At 38.9% G+C, this 15,937-nt stretch carries 14 protein-coding genes; 3 read left to right on the forward strand and 11 right to left on the reverse strand.

Annotated features, from left to right (window positions below):
* Window positions 1-2: 2 nt before the first annotated feature.
* From MSG95_RS04805 to MSG95_RS04820, 4 genes are all read right to left on the reverse strand, one after another.
* On the reverse strand, window positions 3-1,988 hold the full coding sequence (locus tag MSG95_RS04805; protein ID WP_077164492.1) for a PhoX family protein: 1,986 nt from the start codon (window positions 1,986-1,988) through the stop codon (window positions 3-5).
* A gap of 178 nt (window positions 1,989-2,166) precedes the next feature.
* Window positions 2,167-2,937 (reverse strand): twin-arginine translocase subunit TatC, encoded by a 771-nt coding sequence (tatC, locus tag MSG95_RS04810; RefSeq protein WP_004698824.1) that lies wholly within the window; start codon window positions 2,935-2,937, stop codon window positions 2,167-2,169.
* Window positions 2,934-3,371, reverse strand: coding sequence for a Sec-independent protein translocase protein TatB (gene tatB / locus MSG95_RS04815; RefSeq protein ID WP_049066767.1), 438 nt, complete (start codon window positions 3,369-3,371; stop codon window positions 2,934-2,936). Before tatB ends, tatC begins: the two co-directional genes overlap by 4 nt.
* Window positions 3,372-3,382: 11 nt before the next feature.
* On the reverse strand, window positions 3,383-3,601 hold the full coding sequence (locus MSG95_RS04820) for a Sec-independent protein translocase subunit TatA (protein WP_004698818.1): 219 nt from the start codon (window positions 3,599-3,601) through the stop codon (window positions 3,383-3,385).
* A gap of 253 nt (window positions 3,602-3,854) precedes the next feature.
* Between MSG95_RS04820 and MSG95_RS04825 the strand changes: the two genes are divergently transcribed.
* Entirely contained in the window at window positions 3,855-4,730 is an 876-nt protein-coding gene (locus tag MSG95_RS04825) for an AEC family transporter (protein ID WP_077164491.1), read from the forward strand.
* Between the two features lie 192 nt (window positions 4,731-4,922).
* Here MSG95_RS04825 and rdgB read toward each other — a convergent pair whose 3' ends face one another.
* The 7 genes from rdgB to MSG95_RS04860 form a co-directional block, all read right to left on the reverse strand.
* Window positions 4,923-5,549 carry an RdgB/HAM1 family non-canonical purine NTP pyrophosphatase gene (rdgB, locus tag MSG95_RS04830; RefSeq protein WP_004698813.1) on the reverse strand — a complete coding sequence of 209 codons (627 nt, stop codon included), beginning with the start codon at window positions 5,547-5,549 and terminating at the stop codon, window positions 4,923-4,925.
* 162 nt (window positions 5,550-5,711) lie between these two features.
* Window positions 5,712-6,299: a tetratricopeptide repeat protein gene (locus tag MSG95_RS04835; protein ID WP_019458061.1), complete on the reverse strand. Its 588-nt coding sequence runs from the start codon at window positions 6,297-6,299 to the stop codon at window positions 5,712-5,714.
* On the reverse strand, window positions 6,296-6,889 hold the full coding sequence (gene metW, locus MSG95_RS04840; RefSeq protein WP_001217230.1) for a methionine biosynthesis protein MetW: 594 nt from the start codon (window positions 6,887-6,889) through the stop codon (window positions 6,296-6,298). The genes MSG95_RS04835 and metW overlap by 4 nt, the downstream gene beginning before the upstream one ends.
* The gene (metX, locus tag MSG95_RS04845; RefSeq protein WP_025469059.1) at window positions 6,889-8,049 is read right to left on the reverse strand and encodes a homoserine O-succinyltransferase MetX; all 1,161 of its coding nucleotides are present in this window, start codon (window positions 8,047-8,049) and stop codon (window positions 6,889-6,891) included. Before metX ends, metW begins: the two co-directional genes overlap by 1 nt.
* Before the next feature lie 83 nt (window positions 8,050-8,132).
* Window positions 8,133-9,830 carry a 2-isopropylmalate synthase gene (leuA, locus tag MSG95_RS04850; protein WP_151819268.1) on the reverse strand — a complete coding sequence of 566 codons (1,698 nt, stop codon included), beginning with the start codon at window positions 9,828-9,830 and terminating at the stop codon, window positions 8,133-8,135.
* A 458-nt stretch (window positions 9,831-10,288) separates the two neighbouring features.
* On the reverse strand, window positions 10,289-10,972 hold the full coding sequence (locus MSG95_RS04855; protein ID WP_004698804.1) for a Fe2+-dependent dioxygenase: 684 nt from the start codon (window positions 10,970-10,972) through the stop codon (window positions 10,289-10,291).
* 107 nt (window positions 10,973-11,079) lie between these two features.
* Window positions 11,080-13,368, reverse strand: coding sequence for a TonB-dependent receptor (locus tag MSG95_RS04860; RefSeq protein ID WP_077164489.1), 2,289 nt, complete (start codon window positions 13,366-13,368; stop codon window positions 11,080-11,082).
* A gap of 415 nt (window positions 13,369-13,783) precedes the next feature.
* Between MSG95_RS04860 and tig the strand changes: the two genes are divergently transcribed.
* Window positions 13,784-15,118, forward strand: a complete 1,335-nt coding sequence (gene tig, locus MSG95_RS04865) for a trigger factor (RefSeq protein WP_077164488.1) — start codon at window positions 13,784-13,786, stop codon at window positions 15,116-15,118.
* Window positions 15,119-15,311: 193 nt separating this feature from the next.
* Window positions 15,312-15,917 (forward strand): ATP-dependent Clp endopeptidase proteolytic subunit ClpP, encoded by a 606-nt coding sequence (gene clpP / locus MSG95_RS04870; protein ID WP_000289452.1) that lies wholly within the window; start codon window positions 15,312-15,314, stop codon window positions 15,915-15,917.
* Window positions 15,918-15,937 lie beyond the last annotated feature (20 nt).

Genomic DNA, 15,937 nt, shown 5'->3' on the forward strand with positions numbered 1-15,937 from the left:
AATTATTTCTTCACAACAGATGGTGCTACAGGGTCTGCCGTAATATAACCTACCGCAGCAGCAAAACGGTCTTTGTAGTTTGCACGAACAAGAGGATCAAGCGTTGCTTGTACTTTATCGTGTAATGGAGATTCCCAGTCACCAGGGTGCTGGAAGTTACTCATAATGTACGTCCAACCATTCACTGCATCTACCGCGTGAAGACCTGTCGATTCAGCACCAGCAGGTGTTGATAGAATACGGCTTAATTGTTTGGTATCTACGTTATATGCCCATAAGAAGTTATTTACGTGCATACCACTGTCTTCACCAATGAAGAGTGTACGTAAGTTTTCAGAGAACTTAATGTTATCTGGGTTGGCAACTTTATCTGCGTTTGCAGTGTTACCTAGAGCGTCAGCAGTAGTGAGGTCTTCACCCACTAAAGCTGCTGGTGGTTCCATATGAGTTGATACCCATTCACTGTTAATGAGCTGGCCTTTGTTATCGACTTGGCTACCCTTTAACGTATGTGCATAAATAGCACCAGATTTTGGACCTTGCACTTGAATATCAGTAGTTTTATCAATCATAGAAGACTGTACATAAGACATCGCAGAGTATGCAATTTTGTCTTTAATATTGACAGTTGTACCTTCCATCTTGGTGAAACCCATACTTGCGCCAACTAAAGCTGCGTAACGATGCGTTTCTAGGAAAGCTGCTTCACGTTCTTTACCTGGGACAAGTTTGATCCAGTTATCTTTGCCGCTAAAACGGATTTTGGTATAGCTTGCATCTTTTGGATCAGATGTTTTTACATCCATCAAGTCAGAAATCTTGTATTGATCTGCCCAACTTTTTACTTCAGCACTTGTTGCATGACCAAGGTTAATCCAAGAGATATCACCCGCACCAGCACCTACGCCTGAGGTTTGCTTCCATTTAGCCACATAGAGTGTACCCGCAGACAAGTCTTTTTCTTTGTCGGCAACAAACATGAATAAGCCGCCATTGGTTGCATCATCACCCATCAATGCAGTGCGGTTATCTGGCATAACTTGAATAAGTTCGTGTGAAATGCGGCCTAAACAGTAATGTTTTTTGATTGAACCCGTACCATCTGTATTTACAGTTACTTCTGGTAAATGACCGTAGTGGTAAGGGTTGCCTTTAGTACTATCACCAAATAAGTTTTTGCTAAATACTGGTAAGTAGCTTGCAGCAACGTTGTTTGCGTCTGGTTCGTATTCTTCACTAGAAAGGTGAGTTCCCCATGGAGACAAGCTTGCACCACAAGTGATCCATAGACCGTTTACTTTAGAAGTATCGACATTGTGGTATTTAATAAGCGTTAAATGACCAGTTTTAGGGTCTTGGTCTAAAGTTAAAATCGCAATTGGAGATGGTAGTAAACCATACATAGACTTTAAGCTTTGATCGCGAGTTGTATATTCAAATTGAACAACGTGAAATACTGGGTTACCTGTAACACCTAAAGCTTGTTTGTCTGCATCGGTAAAATCACGACCTGTTGCTTGTTTAAAGCTAATTAAAGAGCTTCCATCTGGACAATCAGAGAAGAACTGACGTTCTTGACCAGGTTTTGATTTATCGATAATCGGCTGGTTATTAATATCAACATAACCACCCGCTAGAATTTTTCCACCTTTACCATCTGCAACAAGATCGCCAGTTGTAAAGAAAGGCTTATACGCTAATGTATAGTCAGTTTTTGAGCCATCTTCCCAATTGATTGAAAGGGTTGAACCGACAGTTGTGGTTGCCATTGCTGCTGGGTTAGCTAAAGAAGGTGCAGCCATTGAGGTAAAGGTTGCATTTTTAAAATTTACTGTTGGCGGTGGAGTAACAACATTTGAATCATTATTGCTGTCATTACAGCCTGCTAACGTTGCTGCCGTAGCCATCGCACCTAATGGAAGAAAAGGAATCCCCGTAAACCATTTTAAAATATCGCGACGTGTTGGGTGGTTAGAAGCAGTTGTCATAATAAATCCGTAACTTTTGTGTGTATATTTGTTGAGTTGATTCTATGGATTGGAAATGACACTTTTCTTACATTTTTAAGTCACTTTGAAGACAGTTTACAGTTTGATGATTTAAACAAATGTTCAAAAATAAAAAGCCCAAATTTTAATATCTGGGCTTTTAAAGAAAAGTTGTAAATCATTCAGCAGTCTGGCTTTTTCTCTTTTCAAGAATTCTTCCAAAGAGTAAGCCTATTTCGAAAAGTAACCACATCGGAATTGCTAACATCACCATTGAAATCGCATCTGGTGGGGTAATAAACATGGCAACAAAAAAGCATCCCACAATAATAAAACGTCTCTTTTCAGCAAGACTTTGAGTATTTACTACGCCAATTAAAATCAGTAATAAGGTTGCGATAGGAATTTCAAAAGTGACACCAAACACTAAAAATAGCTTTAAACAGAAACTTAAATAACTATTAATGTCGGTCATTGGTGCTACCGTTTCTGGTGAAACGCTAATAAAGAAATGTAGTATTGCAGGCAGGGTAATGTAATAAGCAAAAGCTACCCCTGCATAAAATAGGACAATACTGCCAACCAGTAATGGAAGTGCTAAATGGCGTTCTTTTTGATAGAGTGCTGGGCGAACAAAAGACCATATTTCATAAAGAATAAATGGCATGGCTAACACAAGTGCGACAAATAAATTTAATTTAAAAGGTGCCATAAAGGTTGCTGTCACATCTGTTGCAATCATTGACGATGATGCAGGAAGTTGTAACCTTAAAGGCTCAGATAGTAATTGGTAAGTATTGTTTCGAAAGGGTAGTAAACAAAAAAATAAGAATAATGTTACCCCTACAATCCTGAATAAATGGCGTCTTAAAACGACCAAATGATTCATGATTGGCATTTGGTCTAGGTTTTCTTGACTATTTACAGTGGTTGAAGGCAGTTGGTTCATACGGCAATCTTCAATTCAACAGGAGATGTTTCGGCTATATCAGTTTGAGGAACGAAAGGCGTAATTTTTGCAACATACGGTACCTTGTATTGGTCTGATATAGGAATACATTTCCGAATAGGCTTTTGTATTGTTTTCGGTTTTTCAGTAACTTCTAAATGCTCAGAAGTCTGCTGTTTTTGTATTTCTTCAAGCTGTTGTTGTACTTTCCGTTCCAATGCTTCGATGCGATTAAGTTCTTCTTGCATTTCTTTGCGGAACTCAGAAAGACGCAACTCCTGATCAATCTCATTTTGCAAATTGGTAATATATCGTTTTAGTCGAACATACCAGCGACCAGCAAAACGTGCAGCCTCTGGAAGCTTATCTGGACCTAAAACTAAAATTGCAATAATTGCAAAACAGAGTAGCTCTGTCATTCCTACATCAAGCATGGGGGAAACCTTTAGCTTTTCACTGAAGTACTTTCAGATGTTTTAACTTGTGCATCGATCGTACGAGGAGTATTTAAAGATGTAGCATCATCCTCTTCACGAACTGATTTTTTGAAGTCTTTTACTGCACCGCCTACATCTTTACCGATATTTTTTAATTTAGATGTACCGAACAATAAAATAACGACGATTGCGAAAATAACCACATGCCAAATAGATAAACCGGCCATAATTTTATACCTCTTTTTAGTTCGCTTTATCTCAACAGGTTGCTATGACAATAATGTGACACTTATATTTCATTTTTAAGACAGTATCTAAAGTAAATTAGACAAGATAAGATTTTTAAAAGTATTTCTTACAAAGTTATTTGCTGTTCAGTTCATTTAATTTTAAGGAAAATTTAGGTGAAATCGGTCATACATTTCAAAATTAAAAGGTGTAGCATAACAAACTGTTTTTGATGTGTAGGTGGGGGAAAGTGTGGGATTACTATTGCCAATATTGGCATTTATCACTGGACTATTACTTGCCCAAACTTCTATCTCCGAAACTATAAAACCTATTCTTTCTGCTTGGCTTGCACGACTCCTGATTCCGATTGTGATTATTTACAACATCGTATTTTATCAATCTGGAAGCTTGAGTTTAATGCTTTTTAGTTTTGGCTCAGCGTTTATTATTTTCTTTGCTTATTTGGCTTTATTTAAAGACCGTTTATTGGCGCTTTGCGTCAGTTATACCAATATTGGATGGCTAGGTTTTCCTTTTGCCATGGCTTTATTTGGCCCTAAAGCAACTGCACCAATAGTCGCCTTATATATTGGAATGTCGCTGTTTGGCAATGCTTGGGGTGTGACTGCCGTAACAACGGAACCACAGAGTAAGCTCAATATATTAAAAAAGGTTTTAACCTCTCCACCTTGTATTTCAATATTCTGCGCTGTTGTACTCAGACTTTTAGGTGCTCAACATATTGAACACCCTGCCATACACTGGATTTATGATATTGCTAAAATTGCAATGACTTTTGCTGGTATGTGTGTGCTTGGAATGTGGCTACGCCGTACGAGAGTTTATACAAAAGATTTAATCTACAGTACGAAAGCTCAAGCATTTAAGGTGGCGTGTGGATTTGTACTTTGTGGATTAACTTATAGATTTTTACCTATTCCAAATATAAGCCAGCAAATAGGGGTGATGTTTTTGATGTTCTGCCTGCCGCCAGCAGCTAATATTGTAGCGTTAGAAACACATTATCAAGGGACGGGGAGATCGGCGGCTTATATCGCTTCGGGGACGATTGTGAGTTGTGTGTGTATTGCGATTTATGCAGTGTTTTTACATGTAGTATTATAATTAATTTTAAATTTTCTTCCCTACATTTGCTTGTGCGAAGGCGGCATGGATGCCGCCAGTTAGACTGTGGCACAAGGAAGTGCCATCAGTCTAACAAAAGATTTTTGCTTACTTTTCATCTTTGAAAAGTAAGGGTTGCCTATACAAAATCTAATATGTTTTAACGTGGCATATTGTGGCTATATAATCAGCTTACTTCTGTAAGCTCTCTCTAAATAACTGCATCGCTTGTCCACGATGACTAATCTTATTCTTATCTTCTTTAGACAACTCAGCGCTAGAAACTTGTAGCTCAGGCAACCAGAACAGTGGATCATAACCAAAACCATTTTCACCACGTGCAGCTTCTAAAATTTCGCCGTGCCAGATGCCTTGGAAAATTTGTGGTAATGGATCTTCCGCATGTGTGACTAAAGCAAGTACGCACACAAACATGCCTTCAATCACTTCACCATTTTTACGGTATGGTAAAAGATCATTTAATAATTTGGCATTATTCGCTGCATCGTCACCGTGTTCTCCAGCATAGCGTGCAGAGTAAATACCAGGTGCACCACCTAAAACTGGAACACAAATACCAGAGTCATCAGCCATAGCAGGTTTACCTGAAATTTTAGAGGCATGACGTGCTTTAATAATCGCATTTTCAATAAAGCTTAAGCCGTCTTCAATGGCGTCGGGAATATTAAGGCGACCTTGAGGAATAATTTCTACAGGTAACTTAAGTTGTTCAAAAAGTTTTTCAAACTCTGCGACCTTACCTTTGTTATTGCTGGCAAGAACTAAACTGCCCTGATCAAACCAATGTGGGGTAGACATAATAAAACCAAACTTTATAGCTAATATCGAACATGAGTTATGTTACGTGTTTTTTAAGAGGGGATATAGAGGAAAATAAATAGAATATAAAAACTAAAACCACCTTGTACAGCATACAAGGTGGTTTTAGTCGAGTAAGGTTTTTTTACGGATGAACCGTTATTATTGTGCTTGGATCCATTTGTCAGCGCGGTCACGTGCTGTACGAATTTGTTCTTGTGTTAAGTTCGCTGCAAGCGCAGTTTTTTTGCCTTCAGATAAACTAATTACTTTATTGTCTAGCATGCCATCACGAGTTGAAAGTTCATACCATTGGTAAGCACCAACGTAGTTTTTCTTTTGCTCTTCCATCATCGCAAGATTATAGCTTGCACGGTTATCACCGTTGCTTGCTGCTTTTTCGAAGTATTTACGAGCCATAGACTCGTCTTTCTTAACGCCAATACCATCGGCGTACATACGACCTACATTTAACTGTGCTGGTGATAAACCTTGGTCAGCAGCAGCTTTAAACCATGCGAAAGCTTGCTTCTCATCTTTTTCTACATCTTTACCATATTGGTAGTGTGTACCTAGGTAAAACTGTGCGCCTGCTTGACCAGATTTTGCAGCTTTTTGAAGGTCACTTACCCCCATTGTTGAAAAGCGTGCAGCCTGACTCGCAACCGATTGTGGCTGGGCGATATAATCTGCATGAGCCTGCATACTTAGCAGTCCTGCAAATAGTGTGCTAAATAATGTCTTTTTCATAGTGCACTCACTCGATAAATAGCGACTTCACCAAACAAATTCGGAACATGTTTGCTTAACAGGCTTCCCTGCTGGTTTCCATTGACGGCGAGTCGATTAATAATTTGTATCTGATTTTCAGCACAGAGTGCTTCAAAATCTTTAAATGTACATAAATGAATGTTCGGGGTGTTATACCACATATATGGTAAAGCATCCGACACAGGCATCATCCCTTTTAATGCAAGAAAAGAGCGAGTCTTCCAATGCGCGAAGTTCGGAAAAGTAATAATTGCCTGTTTACCCACACGCACCATGTCTCTTAATAAAACATCGGGTGCATCTACGGCTTGCAAAGCTTGTGCCATTACTACATAGTCAAAAGACTGGTCAGCAAAGCGGCTTAAACCGAGATTCAAATCTTGTTGAATAATATTTAACCCGCGACTGACGGCAATTGCAATCTTTTCTTGATCAATTTCTAAACCATAAGCACGAATTTGATGTTTTTGGCTCATATGAGCGAGTAATTCACCGTCACCACACCCTAAATCGAGCACGCTTGAGCCGGGTTTAATCCACTTTTCTGCCAGTTGTTGATCAATACGCATTAACTTGCCTCCAGTGATGTCGATTTTAAGTGTTCTTCACCGCCTAAGAAAGCGCGCATGGTTTTGACATACAGTGGAATCGGGAATAAGAACGAGTCATGGCCTTGCTCAGCATCAATATCGAGATAACTTACAGGCTTATGATTGGTAATAAGTGCATCTACAATTTCTTGAGAGCGACTAGGGGCAAAACGCCAGTCTGTTGTAAATGAGACAATCAGGAACTGACATTTGGTTTTACCCATTGCTTCTGTAAGTGAATGACCGTATTCGCGTGAAGGATCGAAATAATCCAAAGCTTTGGTCATAATGAGGTAAGTATTGGCATCAAAGTTACGGCTGAACTGTTCACCTTGATAACGCAGATAGCTTTCAACCTGAAACTCGACATCAAAACCGTACATAAATTTGCCTGATTTTAAATCACGACCAAATTTTTGTTTCATCGCCTCTTCAGAAAGATAGGTGATATGGCCGACCATACGAGCCAAAATCAGGCCACGTTTCGGATAGCTATCATTTTCTAAGTAACGACCATGATGGAAGTCTGGATCAGATAAGATCGACTGACGTGCCACTTCGTTAAATGCAATATTTTGTGCTGAAAGTTTTGGTGCGCTGGCAATAATCACACATTTTTGCAGGCGGTCAGGGTAGTCTACAGACCATTGTAGTGCTTGCATGCCCCCTAATGATCCACCAACAACCGCATACCAGACATCTACACCCAAACGGTCGGAAAGCATGGCTTGAGTCTTAACCCAGTCGCGTACCGTTACTAATGGAAAATCCGGTCCATAAGGGCGATTGTCATTTTCAGGGTTTGGCGAAGTTGGGCCAGTTGAGCCACTACAACCACCAATATTATTGAGCGAAACTACAAAGAACTTATTCGTATCAATTGCTTTACCCGGGCCAATACAGCTATCCCACCATCCAGCTTTTTTATCATCTTCGTGGTGATAACCCGCTGCATGATGATGTCCGGAAAGGGCATGACAGATTAAAATGGCATTTGATTTATCTGCATTTAAAGTGCCGTAAGTTTCAACCATTAATTCAAAACGTGGCAAAACACGGCCACATTCAAGATGTAATGGTTCTTCAAATTGGAACTTTTGCGGAGTGACTAACCCCACTGAATCAGCTGGAAAAGACACGGGAACATTTCGCCTTTTAAATCTTTCAGGAATAAAAAGAAAGGATACCAAGCTAGGTATCCTTTCAAAAGAGTTTTTTTAAATTAAACAGCGGCGGCAACAACCTGATCTGTACTTAGAACACCTTGATCAATCAAACGGTTGGTACATGCAATAATTGCTTCAATCGATGAGGTGACGGTATTGTCATGAACACCAGCACCAAATGAGCCTCTACCTGTACCTTTCACTTGAAGTTCAATTAAGGTCAAGGCTTTGGCATTTGCACCTGAACTAATACTACGTTCTTCATAGTTCAATACGTCAATTGGTAATTGAAGTGCGTTTAAGAATGCAGAGATAGGACCATTACCTTCGCCACGAAGTTGTTGTGTTTCACCTTCAACATCTACATCAAGTTCGATAATTTGAGTACCGTTAATGTCTGATAACTTGTAGTGTTTGACTGTGTAATGTTGGTTTTTCACATCGACATATGTGTCTTTAAATAATGTCCAGATTTCTTTGGCATTAATTTCTGTACCATTCTCATCAGCGTATTGTTGAACAACTTGGCTGAATTCGATTTGCAAACGACGTGGCAATACAACGTTGTAGTTTGATTCCAATAAGTAAGCAATACCGCCTTTACCAGACTGACTATTTACACGAATAACTGCATCATAGTCGCGGCCCAAGTCTTTCGGGTCGATTGGCAAGTAAGGCATATCCCAGATTTCTTCGTTTTTCTGGTACTCGAAGCCTTTTTTGATTGCATCCTGATGTGAACCGGAGAATGCAGTAAATACCAAGTCGCCTGCATATGGATGACGAGGGTGTACAGGTAAACCAGTACATTCTTCAACCGTTGCAATCACTTCATTAATGTTAGAGAAATCTAACTCTGGCGCTACACCTTGGGTATACATGTTCAATGCAATGGCTGCAACGTCAACGTTACCAGTACGTTCGCCGTTACCAAACACACAACCTTCAACACGGTCAGCACCTGCCATAATGGCAAGTTCCGATGCTGCAATACCACAGCCGCGGTCATTGTGACAGTGAACAGAAATGATCACGCCATCACGACGTGCCAAATTGCGATGCATCCATTCAATTTGGTCTGCATAAACATTTGGTGTAGAAACTTCGACAGTCGCAGGTAAGTTTAAAATCACTTTATGTTCTGGACGAGCATCCCAGATTTCTGTCACAGCATCACAAACATCTTTAGCAACTTCTAATTCGGTTGCAGAGAAACATTCTGGGCTGTACTGGAAAATCCAGTCAGTTTGAGGATATTGCGCTGCATACTCTTTCACTTTTTGAGCTGCATTAATTGCTAATTGTTTTGCACCATTTACATCTACATTCAATACTTTCTGACGGAAAGTTGGAGAGTTCGAGTTATAAATATGTACGATTGCGCGTTTAGCACCTACTAAAGATTCAAAAGTGCGTTCAATTAAATGATCACGTGCTTGAACCAAAACCTCAATGTATACGTCATCAGGAATATGATTTTCTTCGATTAACATGCGAGTAAAATCGAAGTCAATTTGAGACGCAGAAGGGAAACCGATTTCAATATGTTTAAAACCGATTTTTACAAGCATTTTGAACATTTTGAATTTTTGTTCCATGTTCATCGGTTCAAAAATTGCTTGGTTACCGTCACGTAAATCAGTACTCATCCAGATTGGCGCTTTTATAATTTCTTTATTTGGCCATTGGCGATCTGGTAAATCCACTCGTTGGTACATACGGCGGTATTTTTTGCTTGGGTCAGCCAACATCATGAGAAAACTCCTTGTCTCGTAGCGCAGTTGCTCTGGATATATTTAAAAGGCAACGTCTCTACTTAATATATGGTATCTAATTCAGAAAAATTAAAGGGAATTTCAAAGCGCTGCTTTAAAAAGCAGACAAAATTTTTATACGCGCGCTTGGCGCAGCATCAGGAGTTGCGGATGATGTCTTGCTTGAGTAGGCTGGGCAAACAAGTAATTCGTTTTCATCTCTAGACCGTGAAATAATAAGTTTGATGGTTTGCTGGTAATCTTGATATTTAGATATATCACATCTAAACAATGATTACACCTTGTGCAAAATTCTTATCGTAATTTTAATCTCAGAAATTAGAAAATAATTTTCTAATTTTGCGTTGTTTGATGTTTTATGGGAAATAATTTTCACTATTTTGCCTTATTGAGATAAAAATAATTAATTAGACTAAATAAGGCAAAAATAAATAGAGTTACAGTTCTGACCACATACGGATGAGATTATGATAAATATTAGTCAGTTTCATCACTTCAGAATAACTATCGCCATGTGATTTACGTAGTTCACGTATGCTTTCATCTAAGTTAAATAAAAGATGGCGTTTACTGTCATCGCGAACCAAACTTTGCACCCAGAAAAAAGAGGCAAAGCGAGTACCTGATGTAATACTACTGACTTCATGCAGGCTAGTAGACGGGTAGAGCACCACATCACCCGCTGGTAATTTGACTTCGTGATAGCCATAAGTATCTTCGATAACGAGGTCGCCGCCTTCATATTCATCAGGTTCGCTTAGAAATAAGGTACAAGATAAATCGGTACGTAGTTGTTCTGAAGTCCCGCGTATAAGACGAATTGAGTTATCTACATGGAAACCAAAACTTTCATACTCGTCATAACGGTTAAACAGTGGTGGAATAATTTTGTGGGGAAGGGCTGCTGCTTGAAACACAGGATTTTGCCAAATTGCTTTAATGACAATATCACTTAAGTGATGTGTAAGCGGGTCTTGTTCAGAGAGTTGTTGATTTCTTTTAACAGAGGCAGACAAAGTGCCGGCAGTTACTTTACCACCTACCCAATTTGCCTCTTTCATGAGCTTGCGAAACTCTGCAACTTGCTCTTTGCTTAAAACATTGGGGATATGATGAATCACAGCAAACACCTTTTAAGTAAATACTTTATTTATAAAGATAGCCTCATTACGAGGCTATCTTTATATCTGCTTTAATTAATACCATAAATAAATTATGGAATTAAGTTTTAGTATTTAAAGTTAATGGCTAAAACGGCGTTACGACCATTGCCTTCAAATGCATAGTGAGCTGGGTGAGCACTTGTAAAATAGCGTTTATCAGAAATGTTATTGATATTAAGCTGTAAGTTTACGTTCTTGTTGACATCGTATTTAGCCATAGCATTGTAAATGGTATATGTTGGCAAATATTTGTCTTCAAGCATTGTTGTGCCAGTATTTGTATTGGTAAATACTTTATCACGGTATTCGGCACCAGCACCTAGAGTTAACTTAGGTAGTACTCGATAAGTAGACCACAATGTCGCACTATTTTTAGCGACGAATGGGAGCGGTTTGCCTTCTTGTGCAACTGCGTTATAAGCCGCTTTTGTCAGTTCACTGTCTAAATAGCTATAACCCGCAGAAACTTCCCATTTGTCAGTTACCTTACCGTTGAATCCGACTTCGAAGCCATCAACTTTACTTTCACCAGCATTGGTTGTGGTATTAGCATCAATAGCGATACGAGTATTTTGTTTCTCGGTACGGAAAATAGCAGCCGTTAAGTTTGCACGATTATTAAACAGGTCCCATTTAGTACCAACTTCGAAAGTACGTGCTTTTTCTGGAGATAAATCATTTGCTTGTTGAGAAGAAGTGGATAAGGCATCTGCACCATCACCTTGGTCTACCCCAACTGGGTTTGCAGAAGTTGCAAAACTTGCATAGATACTACCATTTTCAATTGGTTTGTAGACTAAACCAGCTTGATAAGAAAAATAGTCACTATCATTTTCGAATTTCTGACCAGCTGCAATACTTACGTCATTTGTATAGTTGCCGCTTGTGCTCGTTTTATCGATATCTTTAACAGTTTTATAAATATTTTTATTATATTTACGCTCAGTTTCGAATTTATCCCAACGTATACCCAAATTTAAAAGCCATTGCGGATTAAACTCGATACTATCCAATGCATAAAGAGAAACAGTACGGCTGCGAGTTGTATACTGATTTTTGATGCTACCTAAAGTATCAGTAAATGCTCCATTTATTGGATTGTCTACTGAAGTACACCAGCCATTTGAAAGCGCACTGCTTACAGGACAACTGGTGTTATGTACTGTTGATGTGGTGCCAGAGGCATCAGTAAACGTATAAACACCTTGATTTGATTGTTGGTAGCTCCACTCGACACCTGTATTAAAAGAGTGTTTAAGCGCACCTGTATTGAATTTACCTTTTAATGCAAGCTGATCGCTATAACCATCTGTGTCTACAATACGACTTAAAGCACGACGCGAAATAGTACCGTTTTTCGTTACATTACCTTTTGAGTCATCGGCATTGGTATAGATGTAATCTGATTTAGATTTTGTATAAGACATCGTGTTTGATAATGTTAAATCATCAGCAAGATCTTGTTCTAATTTAAACGTGCCGATATGGTTTTCACGTTTATCAAAGTCACGAGCTTTCCAACCGTAGTATGTGCCTTGTTTTACATCAATTGGTTTCCCACCAACAGGAAGGAAGGGAATACCTGCATCAGGTTCATCATTACTACGTAAATAGTAGTAGCTCAGTGTTCCACGAGTTGCAGTATCTAGGCCAAATGCAAGACTTGATGCAATACCGGCACGAGCATATTCTGCACCGTTATTTGAGCCAGCTTTTTCGTTTTCATGGCCCATAACAACAACACGACCAGCAACGCCATTACCAAAGTCTTTGTTTGCATCAAGTTGGATATGGCGATAGTTGTCGGTGCCACCTTGAACACTACCTTGGTAAACATCACCTTCATGGGCGACTTTAGGGATTAGGTTAATACTACCCCCAACACTACCACCGCCGCCAAGCGCAGAAGAAGAACCTTTAATGACTTCAACTTGCTCAATAGCGAACATGTCGCGATTTTGAGAAGTTGAATTACGAACACCATCGACATAGACAGAGGATTGAGCGCTATAGCCACGAATATATGGCATATCGGTAAATGGGGTACCGCCTTCACCTGCGCCTAAAGTAATACCTGGTTCATAGCGTAAAGCTTCGAGTAGGGTGTTAGAGTTTGAATCTTTAATTAATTTTTGAGAAAGAATAGAAACGGATTTTGGAGTATCTAAAAGGGGAGCAACTAATTTTGAATTTGCCGACTCATCTACTTTTAAAGATTCTTCGTGAGTTGCTTGAGTATGAATGGTTGGTAGTTGTGAAACAGTTTCTTGTGCCATTGCAGTTGTTGCAATCATAGAAAGGGATGATGCGATTGCAGATGAAACAATTTTTTTACGTGTTCTAATCAATGACATGACTTTCAGGACTTAAATACAAAACGTTATGCGAATAATAATAATTCTTATTTATATGTACAGTTTGTGTTAATTGGATTTGTCGATAGGATTGTGAAGAAAATATGAAAGATTTAATCGGGTTTTGTCACTAAAAATTGCTAATTAATTAATTATTATTAATTTTTATGAAAAACGATAATTATTGATAAATTAATTGTAATTTTAGATTTATGAAGAATAACTAAAAAATTACTTTGGCTTAAGGTTGAGTTAAAAAAAATTAAAAAATCATAAAATTATTGTGAAATTTACTGAAAAAACGGCCTTCAATTTACTGATCTGATCGGTTAATTTTGTATATCTTGAAAGTTGTCATATAATACAGCACTTTTTTAAAAACTGTTCCTACTAACTAATTTTTATCGAGGAAGCCATGCAAGTAACGACTGAAGCGGTTTCGGGCGTTGCCCGTCGTTTAAATGTTTCTGTACCGACGAGCCGTGTTAACGAGCAATTTGAAGCTCGTTTGAAGCGCACTGCCAAAACTGTGAAGATCAACGGCTTCCGTCCAGGCAAAGTACCTGCAAACGTTGTTCGTCGCGAATACGGTGCAAGTATTTATCAAGAAGTTGTGAATGACATCATTCGTGACAGCGTATTTGAAGCGATTCAACAAGAAAAAATCAATGCGGTAGGTATGCCGAACATTGAGAAAGTTGAACATAAAGAAGATGCTTTAGTTTTTGAAGCAACTGTAGAAGTTTATCCTGAAGTTGAAGTAAAAGCATTTGATGGTTTAGAAGTTGAACGTAAAACAGCTGAAATTAAAGACGCTGACGTTGAAACTATGATCGAAAACTTGCAAAAACAACGTCAAACTTGGGCTGTGACCAAGGGTATGGCGAAAAAAGACATGCAAGTGACTTTTGACTTCGAAGGTTCTATCGACGGTGAAAAGTTCGAAGGCGGTTCTGCTGAAGACTTTAAACTTGTGTTAGGTTCAGGTCGTATGATTCCTGGCTTCGAAGACGGCATCGTTGGCATGAAAGCTGGTGAAGAGAAAGTAATTGATGTAACTTTCCCTGAAGATTACCAAGCTGAGAACTTAGCTGGTAAAGCAGCTCAATTCAAAATCACTGTGAAGCAAGTTGAAAAACCTAAACTTCCAGAGATTGATGCTGAATTCTTGAAAATCTTCGGTGTTACTGAAGAAGAAGGCGTTGAAAAATTAAAAGCTGACGTTCGTAAAAACATGGAACGTGAAGTTCGCAATGGTTTACGTAACCAAGTTAAACAAGCTGCATTTGATGCTCTTGTTGCTGCTAACGAAGTTGAAGTTCCAACTGCAATGGTTGCTCAAGAAATTGACCGTCAACGTCAGCAAATGGTTCAACAGTTCACTCAACAATTTGGCGGTGCTGGTGCTCAATCTTTCGACAAGAGCATGCTTCCTGACGAATTGTTCAAAGAGCAAGCAGAGCGTTCAGTTAAGCTTGGTATCTTAGTAAGCAAAGTATTAGCTGATGCTAAACTTGAAGTTGACCAATCACGTGTTGATGCTTACATCGACGACATGGCTTCTTCTTATGAAGATCCAACTGAAGTGATCGAATACTTCAAAAATGATGCTCAACAACGTCAACAAATTGAAGCTGTTGTGTTAGAAGATCAAGTTGTTGATCATATCTTAGCTGCAGCTAAAGTGTCTGACAAAGCAGTATCTTACGAAGATTTATTGAAAGAACAACAAGCTCGCCGTATGGGCTAATCTTTTGAGAAATCTGGAAAAGGCGCTATAGGCGCCTTTTTCATTTTTGGGTATGTGGTTAATTTGAGTACGCCATGCAGTACTTAGGTATAAATAATATAATATTTCAGTGCGAACCTTTTGCAATTTGAGAAATTATCCCGCATATTGTTGCCATAGGTTAAGTCACAAAAAATTTAGGAATAAATAACGTATGTATGTTCCAACAATTGAAAATGCTTTAGTTCCTGTTGTGGTTGAACAATCTTCTCGCGGCGAACGTTCTTTTGATATTTATTCACGACTTTTACGTGAGCGCGTCATTTTTCTAACTGGTGAAGTTGAAGACAACATGGCAAATTTGATTGTTGCTCAAATGTTGTTCTTAGAAGCTGAAAATCCAGATAAAGATATTCATCTTTATATTAACTCGCCAGGTGGTTCGGTAACTGCTGGTATGGCGATTTATGACACGATGCAATTTATCAAACCTGATGTAGTAACATACTGTATGGGGCAGGCTGCATCTATGGGCGCATTCTTATTAAATGCTGGCGCTAAAGGTAAACGCTATTGCCTTGAAAATGCACGTGTAATGATTCACCAACCATTGGGTGGGTTCCGTGGTCAGGCATCAGACATTGAAATTCACGCTCGTGAAATTCTATTTATTAAAGAACGCTTGAATCGTTTGATGGCAGAACATAGTGGTCAAGACTATGACACGATTGCCCGTGATACTGATCGTGATAACTTTATGACTGCACAAGCAGCAAAAGAATATGGCTTAGTCGATCAGGTATTAAGTAAGCGTCCATAAGGGGAGTTTTTAAGTGGCTT

Source organism: Acinetobacter sp. IK23 (genome assembly GCF_035615275.1).
Lineage (GTDB): Bacteria > Pseudomonadota > Gammaproteobacteria > Pseudomonadales > Moraxellaceae > Acinetobacter > Acinetobacter seifertii.

Bases quoted from the DNA above. Each gene is read 5' to 3' on its own strand.
- MSG95_RS04835 (WP_019458061.1), bottom strand. From the start codon at position 6,299: ATGAAAAAGACATTATTTAGCACACTATTTGCAGGACTGCTAAGTATG.
- rdgB (WP_004698813.1), bottom strand. From the start codon at position 5,549: ATGTCTACCCCACATTGGTTTGATCAGGGCAGTTTAGTTCTTGCCAGC.
- tatB (WP_049066767.1), bottom strand. From the start codon at position 3,371: ATGCTTGATGTAGGAATGACAGAGCTACTCTGTTTTGCAATTATTGCA.
- tig (WP_077164488.1), top strand. From the start codon at position 13,784: ATGCAAGTAACGACTGAAGCGGTTTCGGGCGTTGCCCGTCGTTTAAAT.
- tatC (WP_004698824.1), bottom strand. From the start codon at position 2,937: ATGAACCAACTGCCTTCAACCACTGTAAATAGTCAAGAAAACCTAGAC.
- MSG95_RS04805 (WP_077164492.1), bottom strand. From the start codon at position 1,988: ATGACAACTGCTTCTAACCACCCAACACGTCGCGATATTTTAAAATGG.
- leuA (WP_151819268.1), bottom strand. From the start codon at position 9,830: ATGATGTTGGCTGACCCAAGCAAAAAATACCGCCGTATGTACCAACGA.
- MSG95_RS04820 (WP_004698818.1), bottom strand. From the start codon at position 3,601: ATGGCCGGTTTATCTATTTGGCATGTGGTTATTTTCGCAATCGTCGTT.
- clpP (WP_000289452.1), top strand. From the start codon at position 15,312: ATGTATGTTCCAACAATTGAAAATGCTTTAGTTCCTGTTGTGGTTGAA.
- MSG95_RS04860 (WP_077164489.1), bottom strand. From the start codon at position 13,368: ATGTCATTGATTAGAACACGTAAAAAAATTGTTTCATCTGCAATCGCA.
- metW (WP_001217230.1), bottom strand. From the start codon at position 6,889: ATGCGTATTGATCAACAACTGGCAGAAAAGTGGATTAAACCCGGCTCA.